Here is an 18,916-nt window from a genome sequence, read left to right as displayed (position 1 = left end):
GATTCGAGGCCAACGAAGGCAAACTCAAAGCCATTCAGTGGTCCTATGTGGCTGCGATTGCCAGTTTCGTCGTCGCGGTTTCCGTATTGACTTTCGGGCTCGTGCGTTATGATGAGCCCATGCAGGCGTCCGACCCCAAGCTCAATGGCGGAGAGGCAGTGTCCGCAGAAAGCTCGGGCGACGACTCCTCTCAATCCTGGCCCGACTTGCCAGACTTCGAACTCTACAACGACACCTTCTCGGAAAAAGGCGCTGCGACCCAGTACCGCTCCGAAGAATAGGCGGGGTCCCACCTCAACAGCGGCCTGCCCCGCCACCCCCCCGCCACCCCCAACAACACCCTCACCTACACCGACGGCCTCCCGGGCGTTGAAGGCTGAGGTCGGCCTTTACCGGTACACGTCTCGGCGGTGGCCGATTCTCAGCACGACGATCTCCCGCTTCTCTTCCTCAATTCGATAAAGCACCCGGTAAGTGCCTCGCCGGGCGCTCCAGAGCCCTTCAAGCTCGTTTTTCAGCGCCACCCCCACACGACGGGGGTTGTCAAGCAGCGGCCCGGTGATCAACTCGATCACCGCAGCGGCCACCGCCTCGGGAAGCTCTTCGGCGATTGTGGTAGCTGCTGGTCGTGCGACAACCAACTCGTATGGAGGCTCGCTCATGAAGGGCGCAGCGCCCTTGCGGCTTCAACCCCTCGCACAACATCGCCCTCCAAATAGGCACGATGGGCCTCGGCAAGCTGGGCGATAGCCTCTTCGTCGCCCAAGATCTCCAGTGTCTCCTCAAGAGACTCGAGATCCTCGGGGCTCATGAGCACCGCGGCTGGCGAGCCGTTGCGGGTGATGACAACCCGTTCATGTTGAGTGCTCACTCTCTCAATGAATTCAGAGAACCGATCTCGCACTGTCCTCAGCGACTCACTACCCATGGCCACAATTGTGCCACACAATCTCCCAATCCACGCCCCCCTTCTCTCTCCACAAAAGAAGCTGCGTGCGCAGCGGAGCCAGGAAGCCGCCTGCGCCCCCTTTCCCAGCGCGCGCCTATATATAGGGCAGCGCGCCAGTATCCTCGCGAGGTATGGCCCCCTCCCCATCCCGCCCTGCCACCCCCAAGCGCGCCCTCTGCGCCGTTCTCGCCGCTGCCCTCATTGCCACCCTGCTCTTCTTCGCCGCGCCCTCAGCCCAGGCCCAGAACCTGGCCCCCATCGCCGCCGCCGGCCCCGACCAGACCCTCCCCATCGGGCCCACCCAGCGCACCCTCCACGGTGCCCGCAGCTTCGACGTCGACGGCAACGTCACCGACCTCACCTTCCAGTGGATGGTGGTAACCCCCACCTATAACTGGCTCCACATCACCCATACCGGCTCCCCACATGGCAGCGAGGCCACGTTCATCGCCCCCTCGCAAAGCGAGGTCAACCGCTACGGCAACACCATCACATTCCGCCTCACCGTCACCGATCCCCAGGGCGCCTCCGCAACCGACACCGTCACCTACCGCTTCGAAGGTCCGCCCAGCGCCGCCATCGCCCTCACCGCATTTCGCCCCGCGGCCGGCATCGACGACCTCGACCAAGACGACTGCGAAGACGAGCACGAGGATTTCTCCGTCAACGCCGTAACCATCCTCCCCAACCAAAGCGGCAACGACGACAACGAGTGGCACATCAAAGAGGGCTCCTGCCTCACCCTCCGGGGCATCGGTACCCTTCCCGCCGGCAGCACCGGCCGAGTCCAGTACTTCTGGCAGAAGATCTCGGCCGTCCCCAACCGGTCGGCCTACAACGTTCCCGTCAACCGAAGAACCCGCGACTCGTTCTCCCTGCTGTTGCCCAACGACTTCCAACAGGGCCAAAGCGCCATCTTGCACTACACCCTCACCGTCACCAGCCCCACCGGCCTGCAAGTCGCGGCCACGGTGAGGATCAACGTGGTCGACGTACCCGGCGTTCCCACAGTGGAACTCGACCTGCTCGACGCCCGCCAGCCAGTGCAAGACGCCAACGCCTTAGACCCCAATGCCCCCGTCCAGCGCTACGTGGTGCAGCCCGGCGCAACGGTGCAGCTAATTGCCATCGCCTCCGATGAAGACACCCGCCAAGAGCGGTCCCTGGAACACGAATGGTCGGGCCCCGGTGTGGAGGAGAGCGCCAACAACCGGGCCGGCACCACCTCTCGGGCCATCTTCACCGTCCCGTCCAACGCAGTCGTCGGCCAGAGCTTCACTGCGGAAGTGGCCGTAACCGACGCAACCGGGTTCATCGGCCGAGACCAGGCAACCTTCACCGTGGCCATCAACGTGCCCCCCGAGGCCACCGCCCCCCGTGATTTCCCCACCGAAGACGGCCCCCTAGGCGGCACCAACCGCCGGGGCACCGTTTTCATCACCGGCACCGGCTCCGACAGAGACGGCGATGTCCTGGCCTACCGCTGGGTCCAGGTCGACAGCAGCAATGTCCCCCTCCGCAAGCCCACCGTCGAGCTGATGAACGCCAACACCGACACCGTGTCGTTTGCCTCTCCCCAGGTTCCGGTAAACGGCGAGCGGGAGATCCACCTGGCCTTCACCGTGGCCGACAAGTGGGGGGTGGGCGATACCGACTATGTGACCGTCACCGTGCTCGGCCGCAACGAGCGGCCCATCGCCGATGCCGGCCCCGACCAGATCGTGGAGCCCGGCTCTTTCGTCCGCCTCGACGGCACCGCCAGTGTCGATCCCGACCCCGGCACGCAACTCCTATGGTCGTGGGCCTACACCGGCTTCGCCACCACGCCTCCCCAGATCCAGCGCCCCCTCACCTCCTATGAGCGAAACGTGGTCCTGCGGGCCTTCCTCCCCGATGGCACCGACTACTCCGGTCTCGATCCCCTCCTCAGCAAGTTCTCCGCGCGGCCGTCGTTCATCGCCCCCGAGCTAGGCGGGCTCGACAGCGTGCAGCTCACCTTCACGCTCACCCTCAGCGACCGAGCCGGCGGCGTGGACCGCGACACCGTCACCATCACCGTCACCAGCCAGTTCTTCTCCGGCATCGTCGACGGCCCTGATTTCTGCACCAACCACAGCTTGGGCGGTCCCCGCACCTACGCCTTCGACAGCGACAACGACGGGGTGGCCGATATCTGCTCGCTGCCCTACACCCGCCGCGAGGCCGTGGCTCGCCAAAACGCCCTGGTAACCCTGGCCTCCCTCAACGAGGGTCGATATCGCACCGAGGCGCTCTCCGCCTGCGAGGAGCTCACCGAGGACTACGGCGACAGCCCCGAGAGCCTGGACAACGACGCCTGCGAAACCCGGGCCGTGGCCGGTCCGCCGCCCCCGGTCGACCCGATCCTCGCCCAGCAGTTCTTCTCCGGGGTTATAAGCGGCCCCGACTTCTGCACCAATCTGAGCCTGGGCGGTCCCCGCACCTACGCCTTCGACAGCGACAACGACGGGGTGGCCGATATCTGCTCGCTGCCCTACACCCGCCGGGAAGCCATCGCCCGCCAGAACGCCCTGGAGATTTTCACCACTCCCGAGGCTGTTTTCGACAACGCGGTGGCCTTGGCCTGCCGCGAACTGGGCTCCACCACCTTCGAGGGCGACTCGGCCGGAGACATGGCCCGAGACGCCTGCGCCTAGCGGCATCGCCTCATATTTCTCCCGCTTAGCCCTAATCCCAACTTTCAGAAACCGTCGGAAGATTGTCTGGGAGTGTTTGAAACTTCCTTGTAGACCTGACAAACTATTCCCCGTGTTGAGCCGGGGTCAGGCTCAGCCCGTCGAGTGGAGTCAAGTCGGCTCCTTGCCCATCGGGTCTCGGCGACCCTATAGACTTTGAACCATTGGCCCGGTCTGATAGAAAGTTGCCCATGATGACGATGCTTCACTCGGTTTGGTCCGGCGGCGGGAGTGCTGCTGGTCGTCGCAGGTCCCTGCTCGCGCTCGGGGCGCTGTTGGCGCTGGTTGCAAGTGTGCTGATCTGGGCTGCTCCCTCCCAGGCGCAAAACACGGCTCCGCCGATCGCGATTGCGACGGTGGGTCCGCACGCCAGCGACACGACTCTCGCGACGCTGTCGGGTACGAACAGCTTCGACCCCGATGGTGTCACTGGCTCATTGACCTACAAGTGGGAAGTGGTTACCGAGGCCTATTCGTGGGTTGCGCTCACCGACGACGATGGGGTGACCACAGACTTCATCGTCCCGTCCGCCGAGTTGGCCGCCCGCTATGGCCAGTCGATTGAGTTCCGGTTGACGGTGACTGACGACGACACGCCTTCGGCCTCTGCCACAGACACGGTCACCTACAACATCAATCAGCGGCCCACCGCTGACATCGCGCTCGAGGCCTACTTGGAGGACAAGGCCTCCGATGAGACTGGTGTAGACCGTTACACTATTGATGCCGTGATCGACGGGCCAGGCGAGAACGGCAACGCCGACAACGAGTGGGACATCATGGAAAGCGCCCTCGTGGTGCTGGACGGCACCGGCAGCTCCGATCCCAATGGTCGGGTTACCGCTTACAGCTGGACCCGGCTCCACCCGGCCGCTGGTTCAGAAGGTGAAGGTTTCGGCGAGTCGGGCACCGCGTCGAAGCTGAGCACCGACGATTCCGCCACTGATGCCGTCGAGACGGTTGACGATCTGACTGCCGCCGAGTCTCCCTTCTACGTGTACTACCGGCTGAACGTCACTGATTCCACCGCATCTGACGCAACTGCCGCCGCTACTGACCCGGCCGCGGTGGTCAAGATCGTCGTCTGGGATCAGCCGGCTGCTCCGAGGGCGACAATCTTCGCAAGCACGACGCTGGATGACCCCGATACCGATGGTACCGATGAGTTCGCCGTCGCGAAGGCCCTGCTCGACAACGGCAACCCGCAAGACAACAGTATGGCCTACGGCAGTCTGCAGGAGTCCGTCCTCCCGTCGGACACGCCTAGGTGGATCGTCTCTCCTGGCACCACGATCGGCTTGGATGCCAGCGGCTCCTCTGATGCTGACGGCGATGCTCTGAGCTTCGAGTGGGAAGGCGCCAGGCAAGACCGCACTAACACTGCTGGGACGTTCGCCACTTTGAAGGTGGACAAAGATGCCGAAGATGGCACCGTGCTCAGCGTCACCGTGACTGCGACCGACAATTCCCGCGGCATGCTGACAGGTAGTGCCTCGATTGAGTTCCTGGTCGTCGATGACAACACCGTGCCTGACTCCTCGACCGGCTCTCGCGACGACTGTGCGGATGCGGAGGTAGCGGGTGAGTCACCGGTTTGTGCTGGCATTCGTAGTGCCCAGGGCGGTTCTGGTGCTGGCATTCAGTACATCACTAGCGATGGCGCTCAGGGCGGCGACATGAAGAACGGCAAGCCCACTGGTCGCGTGACCTTCCGCGGCGTCGGCTTCGACCCCGATCAGCCTGTTGGCACGCTGATCTACGCATGGAGCGAGTTGACCACCGACGCTATGAAGACCAATGAGCCGGGTGCCATAGATTCCACAACCGGTCCGGGCAACGCCACTGTTGGTGACAACCCCGCTGCGGTGGTTGATCCCGACGAGGCGGTGCTGGAGCTCGAGGGTGCCTTCACCGACACGGTCTCCTTCGATGTCCCCGAGGTCGATGCAACCACCACGGTGATTCTTGCCTTCTCTGTGATTGATCAGCACGGTGTGGCCGGTACCAGCACGGCTACCATCACCATCCTTGCCACTGACTCCGACCCGGCGGCTGATGCTGGGTCTGACCAGATCGTGGAGCCTGAGTCCTTTGTGCGGCTGAATGGCGGCGGCAGCTCAGACCCCGACAAGGACGACAGCATTGCCAGCCACTCATGGGCGCTCACCGGAGTCTCGACCAGCCCTGCCACCACCGAGGTGCTCAAGTCGGTTGCCGATACTGCCGTAGGCCATACTGTTGTCTTGCGGGTTGCCGTTGTCGAGCAGGGCCTTCGCGACGGCGAACTCATCGGTACCATCGGTGTCGGGGTCATCCAGCGTCGTGCTTGCGAAGATTGTCGCCCTCGGAGCAGCCGGCTGGTCCCAGACGACGATCTTGACCACCGCGGCCGGGTCAGTAGCGGCGGCTGTTGGGCTATCTGCGGTGGAGTCGGTGACGTTCAGCCGGTAGTACACGTAGAAGGGAGACTCTGCGGCAGTCAGATCGTCAACCGTCTCGACGGCATCAGTGGCGGAATCGTCGGTGCTCAGCTTCGACGCGGTGCCCGACTCGCCGAAACCTTCACCTTCTGAACCAGCGGCCGGGTGGAGCCGGGTCCAGCTGTAAGCGGTAACCCGACCATTGGGATCGGAGCTGCCGGTGCCGTCCAGCACCACGAGGGCGTTTTCCATGATGTCCCACTCGTTGTCGGCGTTGCCGTTCTCGCCTGGCCCGTCGATCACGGCATCAATAGTGTAACGGTCTACACCAGTCTCATCGGAGGCCTTGTCCTCCAAGTAGGCCTCGAGCGCGATGTCAGCGGTGGGTCGCTGATTGATGTTGTAGGTGACCGTGTCTGTGGCAGAGGCCGAAGGCGTGTCGTCGTCAGTCACCGTCAACCGGAACTCAATCGACTGGCCATAGCGGGCGGCCAACTCGGCGGACGGGACGATGAAGTCTGTGGTCACCCCATCGTCGTCGGTGAGCGCAACCCACGAATAGGCCTCGGTAACCACTTCCCACTTGTAGGTCAATGAGCCAGTGACACCATCGGGGTCGAAGCTGTTCGTACCCGACAGCGTCGCGAGAGTCGTGTCGCTGGCGTGCGGACCCACCGTCGCAATCGCGATCGGCGGAGCCGTGTTTTGCGCCTGGGAGGGAGCAGCCCAGATCAGCACACTTGCAACCAGCGCCAACAGAGCCCCGAGCGCGAGCAAGGACCTGCGACGACCAGCAGCACTCCCGCCGCCGGACCAAACTCGGTCTATATTGGCTGGTCAGCGACCTTTCGATTTGTCGTTTGTTGCAATCGGTGTGACGGTGAAATGAAGGTCTGCGGGGTCATGAATGGGGGTTCCTGGGTGAGGAAATCGGCCCAGTCCTGCATCAGTTGGGCGCGCTTGGTGATCTGGCGATTGACTCCTGTGGTCGGGTCGGGTCGTTCAACCGGGTGGTGTCGCCGCCGCCGAGGCCGGTCGATCCCGCCAGTGCCGATGAGTTCTTCTCCGGTGTGATCACCGGTCCGAACTTCTGCGCCAACAACAGCTTGGGCGGAGCCACCACCTATGCCTTCGACAGCGACGGCGACGGTGTGGCCGACATCTGCTCGCTGCCGTTCACCCGGCGTGAGGCGGTTGCCCGACAGAACGCCCTAGTGGCGGCGTTCTCCCAGCACGATCAGTACGACGAGGCGCTGGCAGCAGCGTGTACCGCACTGGGCAGCACGGACTTCGGAGACTCCGCTGGCGCGCTGGCCACCGACGAGTGCTCCCGGCCCCCGTCCCCCACCACGGGCACAGCGCTCCCAACCCCAGCTAGCTAACAACCGACCTGGTTCGCAAGAACCAATAACTCCGGAGTGGCCCGGCCCCAGCGGCCGGGCCACTCCGCGTCTGGAAAACAGCTGCTACACTGCCTTCATTCACTTCCCCCTCTTCAACCCTCTTTGAGGGAGTTTTGAATGAATGCCACAGCCATCACTCTGATCAGCGTCATCGGGACCGGCTTGGTCTCCGCGTTCTTCGTGATCGTTCGCATGATCTTCGGCTTGATCAACAAGCTGATCAGCCAGATGAACCAGCTCGAAGACAAGTTCACCGGCCAGATCAACCAGTTCGAAGACAAGTTCACCGGCCTTGAAGACAGAGTCACCGGCCAGCTGAACCGGCTCGAAGACAAGTTCGACAACCTAGCGAGCGATGTCCGCACACTGGAAACGACGCTTACCGACAAGTTCACCAGCGAACTGAAGGCGTTGGAGCACAAGCTCACCGACAAGTTCACCAGCGAACTGAGGGCTCAGGGCCAGAGAATTGATCGGGTTTACGATGTCCTGCTGACCCACGGCGAGCGCCTGACCCGTATCGAGCTCAAACTAGATATCGACCCGCCAGCCGAAGCTGCCTAGAGGCACCATTTGCTGGCGTAAACCGGGCACTCATGGCCGGATCTACCGGGGCTGGTCGCCCCAGTGGTCGAGGTTGGTTGAAGCCGGCCCACCTGTCAATCGGGTCCTGGCCGCGCCGGTCGATCGTCACCGGCTCGCTACGCGTCCCCTAATATCTCCTGCCGTGCCAGCGTCATACACGCGGAGTGGCCCGGCCCCAGCGGCCGGGCCGTCGACGAGCACCCCGAGTGGACCGGCAGGCAGATGGCCGAGCACGCCGGATGAGTTCCGAACACGGTGAGAGGCCGCTGACCGGGGCACCGCGCCGAGCGGCCCCACGGCCTCGGCCCGAATGCGGGACTAACGTCGCCTACAGCGTCGGCTGCCGGTGCCCGCGGTTGCTCCTAACGTCCGATTCCCCCTTGCCTGGGGCCAGCCCTGGGGATTCGATCCGAGCTATTGCAATCAGCTTGCAGATCGGTACACTTAGGATCCCGAAACGCAAAACGGCATTTTGCCCCGCCCCGCCCCAGTGGCGGGGCATCTGCATATGTAGACTCAAAAATGTAATTCCATGATCGGGATTTCAAGAAGGGAAGGCTACCAAGTGGCTGATTTTCGGTCGCTCTGATGTCGCAAGAGCCTCAGCAGTCTGATGTCCAGATTCAGGGCGACCCTGAGATGCGAGGCGGCATCTGGGCAAATTTCGCCATGGTCAAGCACTCACCACACGAGTTCACCATTGACTTCTGCCGCCTCGACTACGACCTCGAGCCCGTCTCGGGGATCATCGTGCAACGGGTCAACATGTCCCCGCTATTCGTCAAGCAGTTGATCGATGCACTAAACGAGAACCTAGACAAATACATCACAAACACGCCTGACGGCATAATCATCGACGGAGACGACAATGACTGATTTCATCGAAACACACGACACGATGCTGGTGCTGGCCGCCGGTCAGGACCCGGAGCCGGTGACGGCCACAATAAGGTGGGGCGTTGGAAGCCAGGAGGAACCTCTCATGGCGCGGAACGTGGGGTCAGCAGTAGCCCGAGCTGCGAACGAAGTGGCACGGGGCTTCAAAGAGGGACATAACGCCCTCTTCGACCCGCCGTGGCTCCAGTCCAATAGTAAGTGAGCGGCGCTTTTTTCCAAACGGGGGGATTCCTCGCCTTTGCGTTGGCGATGGGGACTCTCGTCGCAGCAGTTTGGCTCGGCATTCTCGGCCAAGGCCAAGGCTACCTAATCCCAATCGCCTACTTCGCCAGCACGTTCGGTGTGAAGCTCCTCAACCGCTAATACCTCGCCATTTTGGTTTCCAAGGGTTCGACCCTGCCCCAAGAGCCGGAAATCGCCAGAAATGGCGGGCGAACGCCGATCTTGGGTCCGCTTGAGGTGTGTGTTGGCGTGTTGCTGGCCGCTTGTCTGCCGAGGCGTTCGGCCGGGGCGGCCACGGCGGCCGCACAGCGCGGTCGACAGGCGCTGCGCCCATGGTTAGGCCGGTCCGGCCAGCAGTGCCACCAGGGGTTTTGGCCGATCCCGCCGAGGAGGCCGCTAAAAGGCTCGACGCCCGCCAGCCCCTCTCGCGTGCAGCTGCCTAGTGTCTCTAGCCGAAGCCCTGACTGTTGGACCGGAAACCGACCCCGCCGGCGTTTGCCCTGGTCACAAAGATGCGGTTTCCCAAGACCAGCAGCACTCCCGCCGCCGGACCAAACTCGGTCTATATTGGCTGGTCAGCGACCTTTCGATTTGTCGTTTGTTGCAATCGGTGTGACGGTGAAATGAAGGTCTGCGGGGTCATGAATGGGGGTTCCTGGGTGAGGAAATCGGCCCAGTCCTGCATCAGTTGGGCGCGCTTGGTGATCTGGCGATTGACTCCTGTGGTCGGGTCGGGTCGTTCAACCGGGTGGTGTCGCCGCCGCCGAGGCCGGTCGATCCCGCCAGTGCCGATGAGTTCTTCTCCGGTGTGATCACCGGTCCGAACTTCTGCGCCAACAACAGCTTGGGCGGAGCCACCACCTATGCCTTCGACAGCGACGGCGACGGTGTGGCCGACATCTGCTCGCTGCCGTTCACCCGGCGTGAGGCGGTTGCCCGACAGAACGCCCTAGTGGCGGCGTTCTCCCAGCACGATCAGTACGACGAGGCGCTGGCAGCAGCGTGTACCGCACTGGGCAGCACGGACTTCGGAGACTCCGCTGGCGCGCTGGCCACCGACGAGTGCTCCCGGCCCCCGTCCCCCACCACGGGCACAGCGCTCCCAACCCCAGCTAGCTAACAACCGACCTGGTTCGCAAGAACCAATAACTCCGGAGTGGCCCGGCCCCAGCGGCCGGGCCACTCCGCGTCTGGAAAACAGCTGCTACACTGCCTTCATTCACTTCCCCCTCTTCAACCCTCTTTGAGGGAGTTTTGAATGAATGCCACAGCCATCACTCTGATCAGCGTCATCGGGACCGGCTTGGTCTCCGCGTTCTTCGTGATCGTTCGCATGATCTTCGGCTTGATCAACAAGCTGATCAGCCAGATGAACCAGCTCGAAGACAAGTTCACCGGCCAGATCAACCAGCTCGAAGACAAGTTCACCGGCCTTGAAGACAGAGTCACCGGCCAGCTGAACCGGCTCGAAGACAAGTTCGACAACCTAGCGAGCGATGTCCGCACACTGGAAACGACGCTTACCGACAAGTTCACCAGCGAACTGAAGGCGTTGGAGCACAAGCTCACTAACAAGTTCACCAGCGAGTTGAGGGCCCAGGGCGAAAGGATCGACCGGGTTTACGATCTTGTCATGGTCCAAGGCGAGCGCTTGGCCCGCATGGAGCTCTAACCCGAGACCTGCCACCCGTTAGTTGCTAGGCGGCTTCGGCAGGAGGTTCTTTGTCTAGCTTGGCCTCGATACGAGCCAAGCGCTCCCCGTGTTGGACAACGGCTGCCTCTAGCGACTTTATGGAGTCACCATGGCCGCGCAATCCTTGTTTCAGGTCATCCCGCAGATTCTGAAGCTGCACGAAAAACATGCCGATCAGGCCTGTGCCCACCACACCTATCACGGTGCTCAGCATCGCATCGTTCATGACATTCTCCCTCTCTGCATGGAGGGTTGCTAGGGGGGAAGGTTTGAAACAGGTTACCGAAGGCCAGCGTCAGCTACAATAGTCTCGAAGTAAGCGACCTCGGACGCGGGCTGGCCCGGCCCCCCAGAAGGGGGCCGGGCCAGCCTGTGGTTGTCCGGATTGTGGGTCCGGGTTTGGGTCAGCTCGGCAGAGCCGTGCCGGCGGCTGGATTCAGGTTGCACTTGTCCCGGGCCAGGGCGCCTTCGAGCTCGAACAGCGGATCCTCGGCCGCCTGCCCGTCACCTGCGACCATGCCGAATATCCCCAGCATCTGGCTGGTGGCTATACCAATAGCGGCCGCATCAGGAGACTCAGCCGACCTGAGAGCCGCCCAGTTCTCGACTGCCGCTTGCAGGGCGGCATTGCCGCCAACCGTGTCACCGGTGTCTCCGTCGCCGTTCAGGTCAAGAGCCGTGGTGTTTGCAGGATTGTCAGGCAGCGGGGTCGGGACAGTCCCCTCATCGACCATCACATCTGACGTCGCCTCACGCAGAGACCAGGCGGTGATGATGGAATCGCCGTCCGCGTCGTTGCCCACGCCTCGCACGGTCACCGTCGAGCCGTCCCTCTGGTTCTGGAACCCGTCGGTGACCTGGAGAACAGAGAGAGGACCGCCAACCGGAGTTCCCTTAAGCCCGCCTGCGGTGGGCGCCGTGTTCTCGCCGACCAAAAGCTGGAAGGTAGTGGTCACCGATATGCGGGTGGCGTCGATCACCGTCACCGAGCCCTCGATGGTGTCGCCGCCAGCGGCATCGGCGGGAACCCTGACCACAGCCATGCTCCGGTCGGCGCCCGGAGTGGCCCCGCTCCACCGGAAGACGTGGCCGGAATCCTGATCTCTGTCCTCCACGGTGGCGGTCAGCCGCACAGTCGAGCCGGCGGCCACGATGAACTGGTTCTCAACGCCGGTGATCTGGCCGACCGTGCTCTGGGGCGCAGCGTCGCCGCGAGACGAGCTCGCGGAGGTAAGCGCGGCTCCGATCCCCACCTCGGGAGTGGCCGAGGTGTCATGCACCACGATCCTGATCAGCGCGGCGCCAGTGCGGCCGCCGGTGCAGTTCGACGCGGTCGTTATGTCTCCCGTGGACGGAGTCGGGCTGCTGTCGCAGACGGTCAGACGGTAGAACACCGTCTGCGGCGCCCTGGGCTGGACATCAGGCAGGGTATAGACGATGAGCGTCTCGTCCCCGTCTGTGCCATCGATGTTGCCGAAGTTGATGACCGTCTCGTTGGAATCACCAGCCGAGCCGGTCGCGACGGTCAATCTCTGGCCGGTAGCGGAAGCAGCGGTCTGGCTGTCGGCATAGTTGTCCAACGAAGCCGGCCGCACCCGGGTCCACTGATAGGAAGACGGCCTGCCGGTAGAGGGGTTCTCATCGGTGCTGGCGGAGCCGTCCAGTTGCAGGAAAGCCCCTTCCATGATGTCCCACTCATTGTCGCGGTTGCCGTTCTCGCCCGGCCCGTCAATCACCGCGTCAACGGGGAAGTGGCCATGGGCACCAAGGTCGCCGTCCACAATGTCCTCGTCGCGCAGACCGGCATAAACCTGGATATCGGCAACGGGACGCTGGTTGATGTTGATGCTCACCGTGTCGCTGTCGGTCGCGCCGTCGTCATCGGTAACCGTCAACCGCACCACGATCTCATACTTCTGGGGATCGCTGTCGTCCACCTTGTCGACAAAAGCCTCCGAGGGAACCTCGAAATACGCACCAACCGTCGAGGTGTCGTCAGTCGCAGTGCCGGAGGCCTCCCCGATCTGAATCCAGTCGTACGGGCCGGTCTCGACCTCCCACTCGTACTCGCAGCCTCCACAATCACCATCAGACCTAGCGTCAACATCGATACTGCCGACACCAGTGAGCGTGACCGCAGCGCCAGGGTTCAACGTCTGATCAGGACCCGCATCAGCGAACGGTGCCTGGTTGGCCTGCGCCTGCGAACTAGGCGACGCCCAGACCAGCACACTAGCCACCAACGCCAAAAGCGCCAGGGCAACCATTACTTTCCGACGAGCAGCAGCACTCCCACCGCCGGAGCTGCCACTATCAGGGGCTGCAGGGTGCCTCTCCTACAGCCCTATATAGATCCCGTTACCCCGGTCCTTGGCGGTTCCTCTGCGCTGAAGTTCGTCCAGATTGCCCCCCTCCAAGCTGCGGAGCCCGTCGAAGCGGGCTCGGGTGGCGTCGTCTAGCTGTGCGTAGAGGAGCGGCAGCCAGAAAATCTGTGGATTTCAGATCTCCAAGCACGGCTTAACGGTGACTCGCTGGCCCGAATTGAGGCCAAGCGGGAGGCCGACCTCCCTGCCAAGGCCGCCTGGCGGTACACTTCAACGGCCAAGGGTAGATCGTGGATCTTCGTGCTGACGACGCTGGTTGCCGGGATGCTGGTGTGGGCTGCCCCCAGTTCCGCCGTGCAAGCCCGCTGGCAAGGTCCCATCCCCGGCCCCGACTTCTGCACCAACTTGAGTTTGGGCGGCCCCCGGACCTACGCATTTGACAGCAACGGCGACGGCATCGCCGACACTTGCTCGCTGCCCTACACCCGCCGCGAGGCTGTCGCCCGCCAGAATGCCCTCGAAGCCGCCTTCGCCGAGCATCCCCAGTTCAAGACCACTCTGGCCTTCGAGTGCGCCGCCCTGGGCACCCTCGACTTTGGCGACGACCCCGAAGACCTCGCCGTCGACGCCTGCAACCCCCCGCCCGACCCGTCAGATTTCGGCGAGCCCCTTCCCACCTCCTCCAGTTGACCAAACCGCATTGGCTCCTGCTGGCACTGGCGGTGCTGCTGGTTGCCTCGGTGGCTGTGGTTGCCACCGGCCAAGCCCAAGCCCAGAACCAGCTTCCCCCCATTGCCATCGCCTCTTTGGAGGTCACCACCGAGGCCACCGACACCACCCCGGCGGTGGTCACCCTCGACGGCTCCGACAGCTTCGATCCCGACGGGAGCATCGTGGCGTACCAGTGGGAGGTGCTCACCGAGGCCTACAGCTGGCTCCACCTCGTCCAGGCCAGCCCGCAATCGCCGGTGGCCACCTTCGAGCTCCCAGCGCAGAGGCTCATCGAGCGATTCGGCTGGTCGATAGAGTTCCGCCTGACGGTCACCGACAACGGCCGGCCCGCCGCCACCGACAGCGATACGGTGAAATTGCGGATCAACCAGCCCCCGGTGGCAGACATCCATGTGACCGCCAAGCTGTACGACCATGAAGACGTGGCGGGCAGCGACGACAACCGAAACGGCGTGGCCGACGAGAACGAGGAGCGCTATCCCTTCGAGGGCGTGATCAACCGCCCTGGAGAGGGGGGCAACGACGACAACGAGTGGAATGTGCGCGACGCCACCTTGTTGGTGGTGGACGGCTCAGGCAGCTTCGACCCCGACGGCGATCTCACCGACCGGAGCTTCACCTGGGAGCTGCTTCGTTTCAGGGGGGCGACCTCGGTGGCCCAGTCGCTGCCCATAGGCGCCCAGGGCCAGTCGGTTGTCGGCCAGAGGTTCCTGAGCACCGACGAGGATCCCAACACGCCGGCCAACCCGCGCACCGAGACGGTGGCCCGGCTCCCCTTCGTATACGGGGAGGACACCGAGCCCTTCCTGGTGTACTACCGGCTGACCGTGACCGACCAGGACGGTGCCAGCGCTCGCCAGATCGTCAAGATTGTGATCGAGCGCATCCACGACGACCCCGAGGAGTCGGAGCTGCGCTACTCGGGGGCCATCGACGGCCCCGATTACTGCGTCAACTTGAGCTTGGGCGGACCGCCCACCCATCCGTTTGACAGCGACGACGACGGGGTGGCCGACACGTGCTCGCTGCGAGACACCCGCCGGGCCGCCGTGGCCCGCCAGACCGCCTTGGAGCAGCTGGCGGAATTGAACCCGGATACCTATCGCGACGCCCTGTTCGGCGTTGTCGACGATCCGTTGACCCCGGGCGTCGACGAGTCTGCCGCTGGTGCCTGTGCCTCAGCGCCGGTCGATCTGGGCGACACCGAAGACGAGCTGCGAAACGACGCCTGCGGTCGCTTCGCCGCCGACCCCCGCGACGACGAGGCGGTGCCGCCCCAGCCCGAGCCGGTTGATGCCGCCCAGGCTCGGGTGTTCTATTCCGGGGCGGTAGACGGCCCGACATTCTGCGCCAACCACAGCCTCGGCGGGCCCGTCACCTATCCCTTCGACAGCAACGGCGACGGCATCGCCGACGTGTGCGCCCTGCCCTACACCCGCCGAGAGGCCGTCGCCCGCCACAACGCCCTGCGGGCCGCCTTCGCCGACCACCCCCGATTCGGTTTCGCCTTCTTCACCACCTGCGCCGCCCTGGCCACCACCGATTTCGGCGACCCCCCCGACCAACTAGCCACCGATGCCTGCAACCTCCGCCTAGCGACCTAGGCGACCCCCTCATGCAGGTTGGTGCGGATCAGGTTGCGCACTGCTCGAGGTAGGGGAGATTCTCCCCAATCGACGAAATCCAGCACTTCGATTACACACTCAAAGCCCCTTCGGCTGGTGTTCGGATTGGCGAGCAGTACGGTCAGGAGGCCTTGGAAACCGTTGCCTGTAGGGGGATCGACTGGCCTGGCTGGGAAGTCGGCTCATCAAACCTGCCTGCATGCGGGGATCCCGCGCCCGATCCGAGGCTGACCCCGGAGAACAGCTACAACACCGCCTACCTGCACACCCCTGTGTACTACTCGGCCACCGCCCTGGTGGGAGAGGCCATCGTGCGAGTGGGTGACGTCAGCCCGCTAACGGCCTACCGGTTGGTCGGGACGGTGTGGTTGGTTGCCGGATTGATGCTGATCTGGTTGGCTCTGGGGTGGGTGCATGTGGGGAACGCGCACCGAACCGGTGGCGATTGGCTTCTTGCCCCTAGTATCCGACCCCGTTAGAATTCCGCTATTCACTTCCCCCTCTGACAACCCTCTTAGAGGGAGTTTCATATGAATGCTGTCGTCCTGAGTTCGGCAGTCGGCGGGATTTCTGCTCTGATCGGTGCAGTGATGAACCACTTTTTCTCCTCGAAAAGAAGCAAAAAATCGAGTATCGATGAAAAGTTCACGGATATCGATGAAAAGTTCACGGAACTGTTCGCCTTGATCAGCGCCTTAGACACGAAGTTCACTGGCCAGATCAGCGCCTTAGACAAGAAGGTCACCGGCCAGATCAGCGCCCTGGAAACCAAGGTCACTGGTGAGATCAAGGATCTTGAGTTGAGGTTGACCGACAAGTTCGTCGGCCACTTGACCGATCTTCGCAAGGAAGTACACGAGGGTTTCAAGGCCCACGGTGAACGCTTGGCCCGCATCGAGACCAAGCTGGAGATCGAGCCTTCCGCTGAAGCCGCCTAGGCCGAGCTGCTAGCTCAGGTTGTGCACTGCTCGATGTAGGGGAGGCTCTCGAGTTCGTCGGGAAGCGTGATCTGCACGCCCAGCACGTCTTGGTCTGCGACCTCGACTCGGATGATCTGGTTTGGTCTGGTGGTGAAGCCGCCGTTGCCGTACCAGCCGACGAACGAGCACTCTGCGGGCGGGTCGGCGTGGACCTCGATGGTGTAGGAGCCGTTGGGAACCCTGGCTATGAACGTGCCGTCGGTGCCGGTGACGTCGAAGGTGCGATCGGGGTTTGCCTCCGAACCGAACCACAGCAGGGCCCACTCAACGGGCTGCCCGTGTGGGTCCAGCACCACACCCTCCACGCTGTTGTGGGAGATGTCGAGCGTCTCGTGGCACGAAGAGGGCGCGGAGGCGTCTCCGTAGACCTCCTCCACCAGCTCGGCCAGCGCCGGGTCGTACTCGATGAGCTCAGCCCGGGTGTTGACGTTGATGTTAATGGGGCCGGGCGGGCTGTTCAGGTTGAACCAGGCCAGAGTCCCTTCGGCCCAGTATTCGTCGGGGTTGGTGGCCGCATAGGTGTGGCGCCAGAGTCCGGCGCCTATCGCACTGGCATAGGCAGACTCGACGCGGGAGCGGAACTCGGAGTCCTTCAGCTTGAACTCGATCGCCATGGTGAGCACCGCATGGGCAACCTCGTGAATGAAGACGTCGGCGTGGGGAATCCGATCGCTTTGCAGGCAGATCAGGTTTTCCTCCGCAACGACCAATACGGGGATCGCCCGGCTCGGCCCCAGTCCGCCTCCCTGCAAAATGGTGTCCCAATCTCTTCCGGGAGAGATCAGGTACAACCCCGTGTGCTCCGGGATGTCGGTGATCACCTCGCTCTCGGCCATGATGGCGACGCGCGTTCGCGTGCTGGCGAGCACCTCGATGAGGTCGGGGCGGTTGGCCAGCACCTCGTGGATGAGGTTTCTGGCCTGGTACAGCGCTCGGTCGTGTACCGCGGCCGAAGAGACGATGGGAATTCCGCTGGCGTCCAGGTACTTCTGGTAGAAGGGATTGAGGCGAAGCAGGCCTGGCGGAGGCCTCAGGGCGGGAAGCGGCGGTGCGGGCTCTGCTGCTGGGGCGGGCTCTTCCACCGGTGCCGGCGCGCCGTCGATGCATCCTCCGGGCACGGTCTCAGTGTCGATGTCGAACCGGCACCGGTAGGTGTTCAACAACGCCTCCTGGCTGGCGATCAGGCGATCTCGAAGAGATCAAAGGTGTAGAGCACAGGCTCATCGGGGAACTCAAGGCTCAGGGCAACAGGATCGACGGAGTCCTCGACGTGCTCCGCAACGACGGTGAGCGCCTGGCCCGCATCGAGCAAAAGCTAGACATCGACCCCCCCGCCGAGGCCGCCTAGCCCGAGCGGCTCGCTCAGGCGGAGCGGGCCATGTTGGCGAAGCGGGTGTGGTGTTTGATGAAGGCTAGGCGGGTCTTGCCGGTGGGGCCGGTGCGGTGTTTGGCCACCATCACCTCGGCGGTGCCGACGTCTTGGGCGTGGGTCAACGTTGTTGGTGTTGTGCATCACATTGGCTGGTAGCGTGATAAAGAGCCAGAGACAAGGAGAGGTCATCAGTGAGCGTGTCTGTTAGTCGTGAAACTCAGGAGAGTCCCAATAGGTCAGCACTTCTGACCGGCGCAGCGGCGATCTTTGATTTCACCGGCAGTCTCGGCCCTCGCCGCAAGATGAGTGAAGATCACCAACGGGCGGCAAGCGAAGCACTGGCTCGGAGTTGGTGGGCAGTGGGCGATGCCCTTCAATCTGCAATGGGACGGTTTGAACTTCCTCGGTCTACTGACTGATGGAAAACGACGAGTAGCGCAGCCGGGCCGCCAAAGACGGTTCGGCTGGTTTGGAACCTGCTGAGGGAGAAATTGCCACCGAGGTAGGCGGACAACCTCCATCGCAAGATGCCGTTTCACCAGACGTGGTGATTTCTCAGTCGCTTGAAGTCACAAGCCGTCAAGGCCCCATACCCTCGCCAGAAGATCTGAGGCAATACGAACAGGTCTTGCCGGGCCTTGCTGATCGCATCGTCAAATGGCCGAATCACAGATCAGCCACCAGCAACGGGTCGAGAAGGAGAACTTTGAGTTCGGCGCGAGGCGTTCGCTTGCCGGTCTACTAGCAGGATTCCTAATCTCAGTCCTCTTCTTGTGTGCGGCCGTCTGGCTTGTGCTCGCCGATCACGACACTGCGGGCATCATCTTGGGATCAGTCGATCTAGTTGGCCTCGTAACCGTGTTCGTCCTAGGCCGCAGAGAAGCAGCCTGAATCAGCCACCCGCCAATTCTCCTAGGCCGAGACGCGTACCACCCAAAAGCGATGTCTCAGTAGGTTGGGAACTCTGCCGAACCCGCATTCGCCGAGCGGCTGGCGGTTG

Annotated in this window: 22 protein-coding genes and 1 pseudogene; 15 read left to right on the top strand and 8 right to left on the bottom strand. The window is 63.1% G+C overall.

Going from position 1 to position 18,916, the window contains the following annotated elements; all coding sequences use genetic code 11:
• Positions 1 to 47 precede the first annotated feature (47 nt).
• Positions 48 to 281 (top strand): hypothetical protein, encoded by a 234-nt coding sequence (locus ACOQPI_RS01500; protein ID WP_420617954.1) that lies wholly within the window; start codon positions 48 to 50, stop codon positions 279 to 281.
• A gap of 108 nt (positions 282 to 389) precedes the next feature.
• On the opposite strand, the gene ACOQPI_RS01495 is transcribed toward ACOQPI_RS01500, so the two are convergent.
• Positions 390 to 662 (bottom strand): type II toxin-antitoxin system RelE family toxin, encoded by a 273-nt coding sequence (locus ACOQPI_RS01495; protein ID WP_420617953.1) that lies wholly within the window; start codon positions 660 to 662, stop codon positions 390 to 392.
• Complete coding sequence (locus ACOQPI_RS01490) at positions 659 to 871, bottom strand: type II toxin-antitoxin system Phd/YefM family antitoxin (RefSeq protein WP_420617952.1); 213 nt, start codon at positions 869 to 871, stop codon at positions 659 to 661. The genes ACOQPI_RS01495 and ACOQPI_RS01490 overlap by 4 nt, the downstream gene beginning before the upstream one ends.
• 209 nt (positions 872 to 1,080) lie before the next feature.
• Here ACOQPI_RS01490 and ACOQPI_RS01485 point away from each other — a divergent pair, with 209 nt between their 5' ends.
• On the top strand, positions 1,081 to 3,624 hold the full coding sequence (locus ACOQPI_RS01485; RefSeq protein ID WP_420617951.1) for a hypothetical protein: 2,544 nt from the start codon (positions 1,081 to 1,083) through the stop codon (positions 3,622 to 3,624).
• A 395-nt stretch (positions 3,625 to 4,019) separates the two neighbouring features.
• The gene (locus tag ACOQPI_RS01480; protein ID WP_420617950.1) at positions 4,020 to 6,236 is read left to right on the top strand and encodes a hypothetical protein; all 2,217 of its coding nucleotides are present in this window, start codon (positions 4,020 to 4,022) and stop codon (positions 6,234 to 6,236) included.
• Between the two features lie 228 nt (positions 6,237 to 6,464).
• Here ACOQPI_RS01480 and ACOQPI_RS01475 read toward each other — a convergent pair.
• Positions 6,465 to 6,758 (bottom strand): annotated as a pseudogene (locus tag ACOQPI_RS01475) (REJ domain-containing protein); the annotation flags it as partial.
• 275 nt (positions 6,759 to 7,033) lie between these two features.
• Here ACOQPI_RS01475 and ACOQPI_RS01470 point away from each other — a divergent pair.
• The 6 genes from ACOQPI_RS01470 (at position 7,034) to ACOQPI_RS01445 (ending at position 10,862) form a co-directional block, all read left to right on the top strand.
• Positions 7,034 to 7,465 carry a hypothetical protein gene (locus ACOQPI_RS01470; RefSeq protein WP_420617946.1) on the top strand — a complete coding sequence of 144 codons (432 nt, stop codon included), beginning with the start codon at positions 7,034 to 7,036 and terminating at the stop codon, positions 7,463 to 7,465.
• 138 nt (positions 7,466 to 7,603) lie between these two features.
• Complete coding sequence (locus ACOQPI_RS01465) at positions 7,604 to 8,050, top strand: hypothetical protein (RefSeq protein WP_420617949.1); 447 nt, start codon at positions 7,604 to 7,606, stop codon at positions 8,048 to 8,050.
• A 609-nt stretch (positions 8,051 to 8,659) separates the two neighbouring features.
• Complete coding sequence (locus ACOQPI_RS01460) at positions 8,660 to 8,947, top strand: DUF3467 domain-containing protein (RefSeq protein WP_420617948.1); 288 nt, start codon at positions 8,660 to 8,662, stop codon at positions 8,945 to 8,947.
• Complete coding sequence (locus ACOQPI_RS01455; RefSeq protein ID WP_420617947.1) at positions 8,940 to 9,170, top strand: hypothetical protein; 231 nt, start codon at positions 8,940 to 8,942, stop codon at positions 9,168 to 9,170. The genes ACOQPI_RS01460 and ACOQPI_RS01455 overlap by 8 nt, the downstream gene beginning before the upstream one ends.
• A 708-nt stretch (positions 9,171 to 9,878) precedes the next feature.
• A complete protein-coding gene (locus tag ACOQPI_RS01450; RefSeq protein ID WP_420617946.1) occupies positions 9,879 to 10,310 on the top strand; it encodes a hypothetical protein in 432 nt (143 codons plus the stop codon).
• Between the two features lie 138 nt (positions 10,311 to 10,448).
• Positions 10,449 to 10,862: a hypothetical protein gene (locus ACOQPI_RS01445; RefSeq protein ID WP_420617945.1), complete on the top strand. Its 414-nt coding sequence runs from the start codon at positions 10,449 to 10,451 to the stop codon at positions 10,860 to 10,862.
• Between the two features lie 25 nt (positions 10,863 to 10,887).
• Here the strand turns inward: ACOQPI_RS01445 and ACOQPI_RS01440 are convergent, their stop codons facing one another.
• Positions 10,888 to 11,109 (bottom strand): hypothetical protein, encoded by a 222-nt coding sequence (locus tag ACOQPI_RS01440; protein WP_420617944.1) that lies wholly within the window; start codon positions 11,107 to 11,109, stop codon positions 10,888 to 10,890.
• Between the two features lie 178 nt (positions 11,110 to 11,287).
• Positions 11,288 to 13,150, bottom strand: coding sequence for a hypothetical protein (locus ACOQPI_RS01435; RefSeq protein ID WP_420617943.1), 1,863 nt, complete (start codon positions 13,148 to 13,150; stop codon positions 11,288 to 11,290).
• Between the two features lie 357 nt (positions 13,151 to 13,507).
• Here ACOQPI_RS01435 and ACOQPI_RS01430 point away from each other — a divergent pair, with 357 nt between their 5' ends.
• The 4 genes from ACOQPI_RS01430 to ACOQPI_RS01415 all read left to right on the top strand — a co-directional run bounded on the left by ACOQPI_RS01430 (position 13,508) and on the right by ACOQPI_RS01415 (position 16,502).
• Complete coding sequence (locus tag ACOQPI_RS01430; protein ID WP_420617942.1) at positions 13,508 to 13,897, top strand: hypothetical protein; 390 nt, start codon at positions 13,508 to 13,510, stop codon at positions 13,895 to 13,897.
• Positions 13,894 to 15,543 carry a PKD domain-containing protein gene (locus tag ACOQPI_RS01425; protein ID WP_420617941.1) on the top strand — a complete coding sequence of 550 codons (1,650 nt, stop codon included), beginning with the start codon at positions 13,894 to 13,896 and terminating at the stop codon, positions 15,541 to 15,543. The genes ACOQPI_RS01430 and ACOQPI_RS01425 overlap by 4 nt, the downstream gene beginning before the upstream one ends.
• A gap of 152 nt (positions 15,544 to 15,695) precedes the next feature.
• A complete protein-coding gene (locus ACOQPI_RS01420; protein ID WP_420617940.1) occupies positions 15,696 to 16,043 on the top strand; it encodes a hypothetical protein in 348 nt (115 codons plus the stop codon).
• Positions 16,044 to 16,094: 51 nt separating this feature from the next.
• On the top strand, positions 16,095 to 16,502 hold the full coding sequence (locus ACOQPI_RS01415; RefSeq protein WP_420617939.1) for a hypothetical protein: 408 nt from the start codon (positions 16,095 to 16,097) through the stop codon (positions 16,500 to 16,502).
• A gap of 14 nt (positions 16,503 to 16,516) precedes the next feature.
• Here the strand turns inward: ACOQPI_RS01415 and ACOQPI_RS01410 are convergent, their stop codons facing one another.
• Genes ACOQPI_RS01410 through ACOQPI_RS01400 form a run of 3 tightly spaced genes read right to left on the bottom strand, consistent with a single transcriptional unit; the run spans position 16,517 to position 18,038 of the window.
• A complete protein-coding gene (locus tag ACOQPI_RS01410; protein ID WP_420617938.1) occupies positions 16,517 to 17,704 on the bottom strand; it encodes a carboxypeptidase-like regulatory domain-containing protein in 1,188 nt (395 codons plus the stop codon).
• A 20-nt stretch (positions 17,705 to 17,724) separates the two neighbouring features.
• On the bottom strand, positions 17,725 to 17,856 hold the full coding sequence (locus ACOQPI_RS01405) for a hypothetical protein (RefSeq protein WP_420617937.1): 132 nt from the start codon (positions 17,854 to 17,856) through the stop codon (positions 17,725 to 17,727).
• Positions 17,857 to 17,906: 50 nt separating this feature from the next.
• Positions 17,907 to 18,038 (bottom strand): DnaB-like helicase C-terminal domain-containing protein, encoded by a 132-nt coding sequence (locus ACOQPI_RS01400; protein WP_420617936.1) that lies wholly within the window; start codon positions 18,036 to 18,038, stop codon positions 17,907 to 17,909.
• Between the two features lie 422 nt (positions 18,039 to 18,460).
• Between ACOQPI_RS01400 and ACOQPI_RS01395 the strand changes: the two genes are divergently transcribed.
• A complete protein-coding gene (locus tag ACOQPI_RS01395; RefSeq protein ID WP_420620971.1) occupies positions 18,461 to 18,661 on the top strand; it encodes a DUF2335 domain-containing protein in 201 nt (66 codons plus the stop codon).
• Positions 18,574 to 18,807, top strand: coding sequence for a hypothetical protein (locus ACOQPI_RS01390; protein WP_420621070.1), 234 nt, complete (start codon positions 18,574 to 18,576; stop codon positions 18,805 to 18,807). Before ACOQPI_RS01395 ends, ACOQPI_RS01390 begins: the two co-directional genes overlap by 88 nt.
• The last annotated feature ends 109 nt before the right edge of the window (positions 18,808 to 18,916 follow it).

The sequence above is a fragment of the Candidatus Poriferisocius sp. genome (assembly GCF_965219815.1).
In the GTDB taxonomy this organism is placed as follows: Bacteria; Actinomycetota; Acidimicrobiia; order Acidimicrobiales; family Bin134; genus Poriferisocius.
Note: the sequence above shows the minus strand (reverse complement) of the source record. Positions and strands in the feature narration are given on the sequence as shown.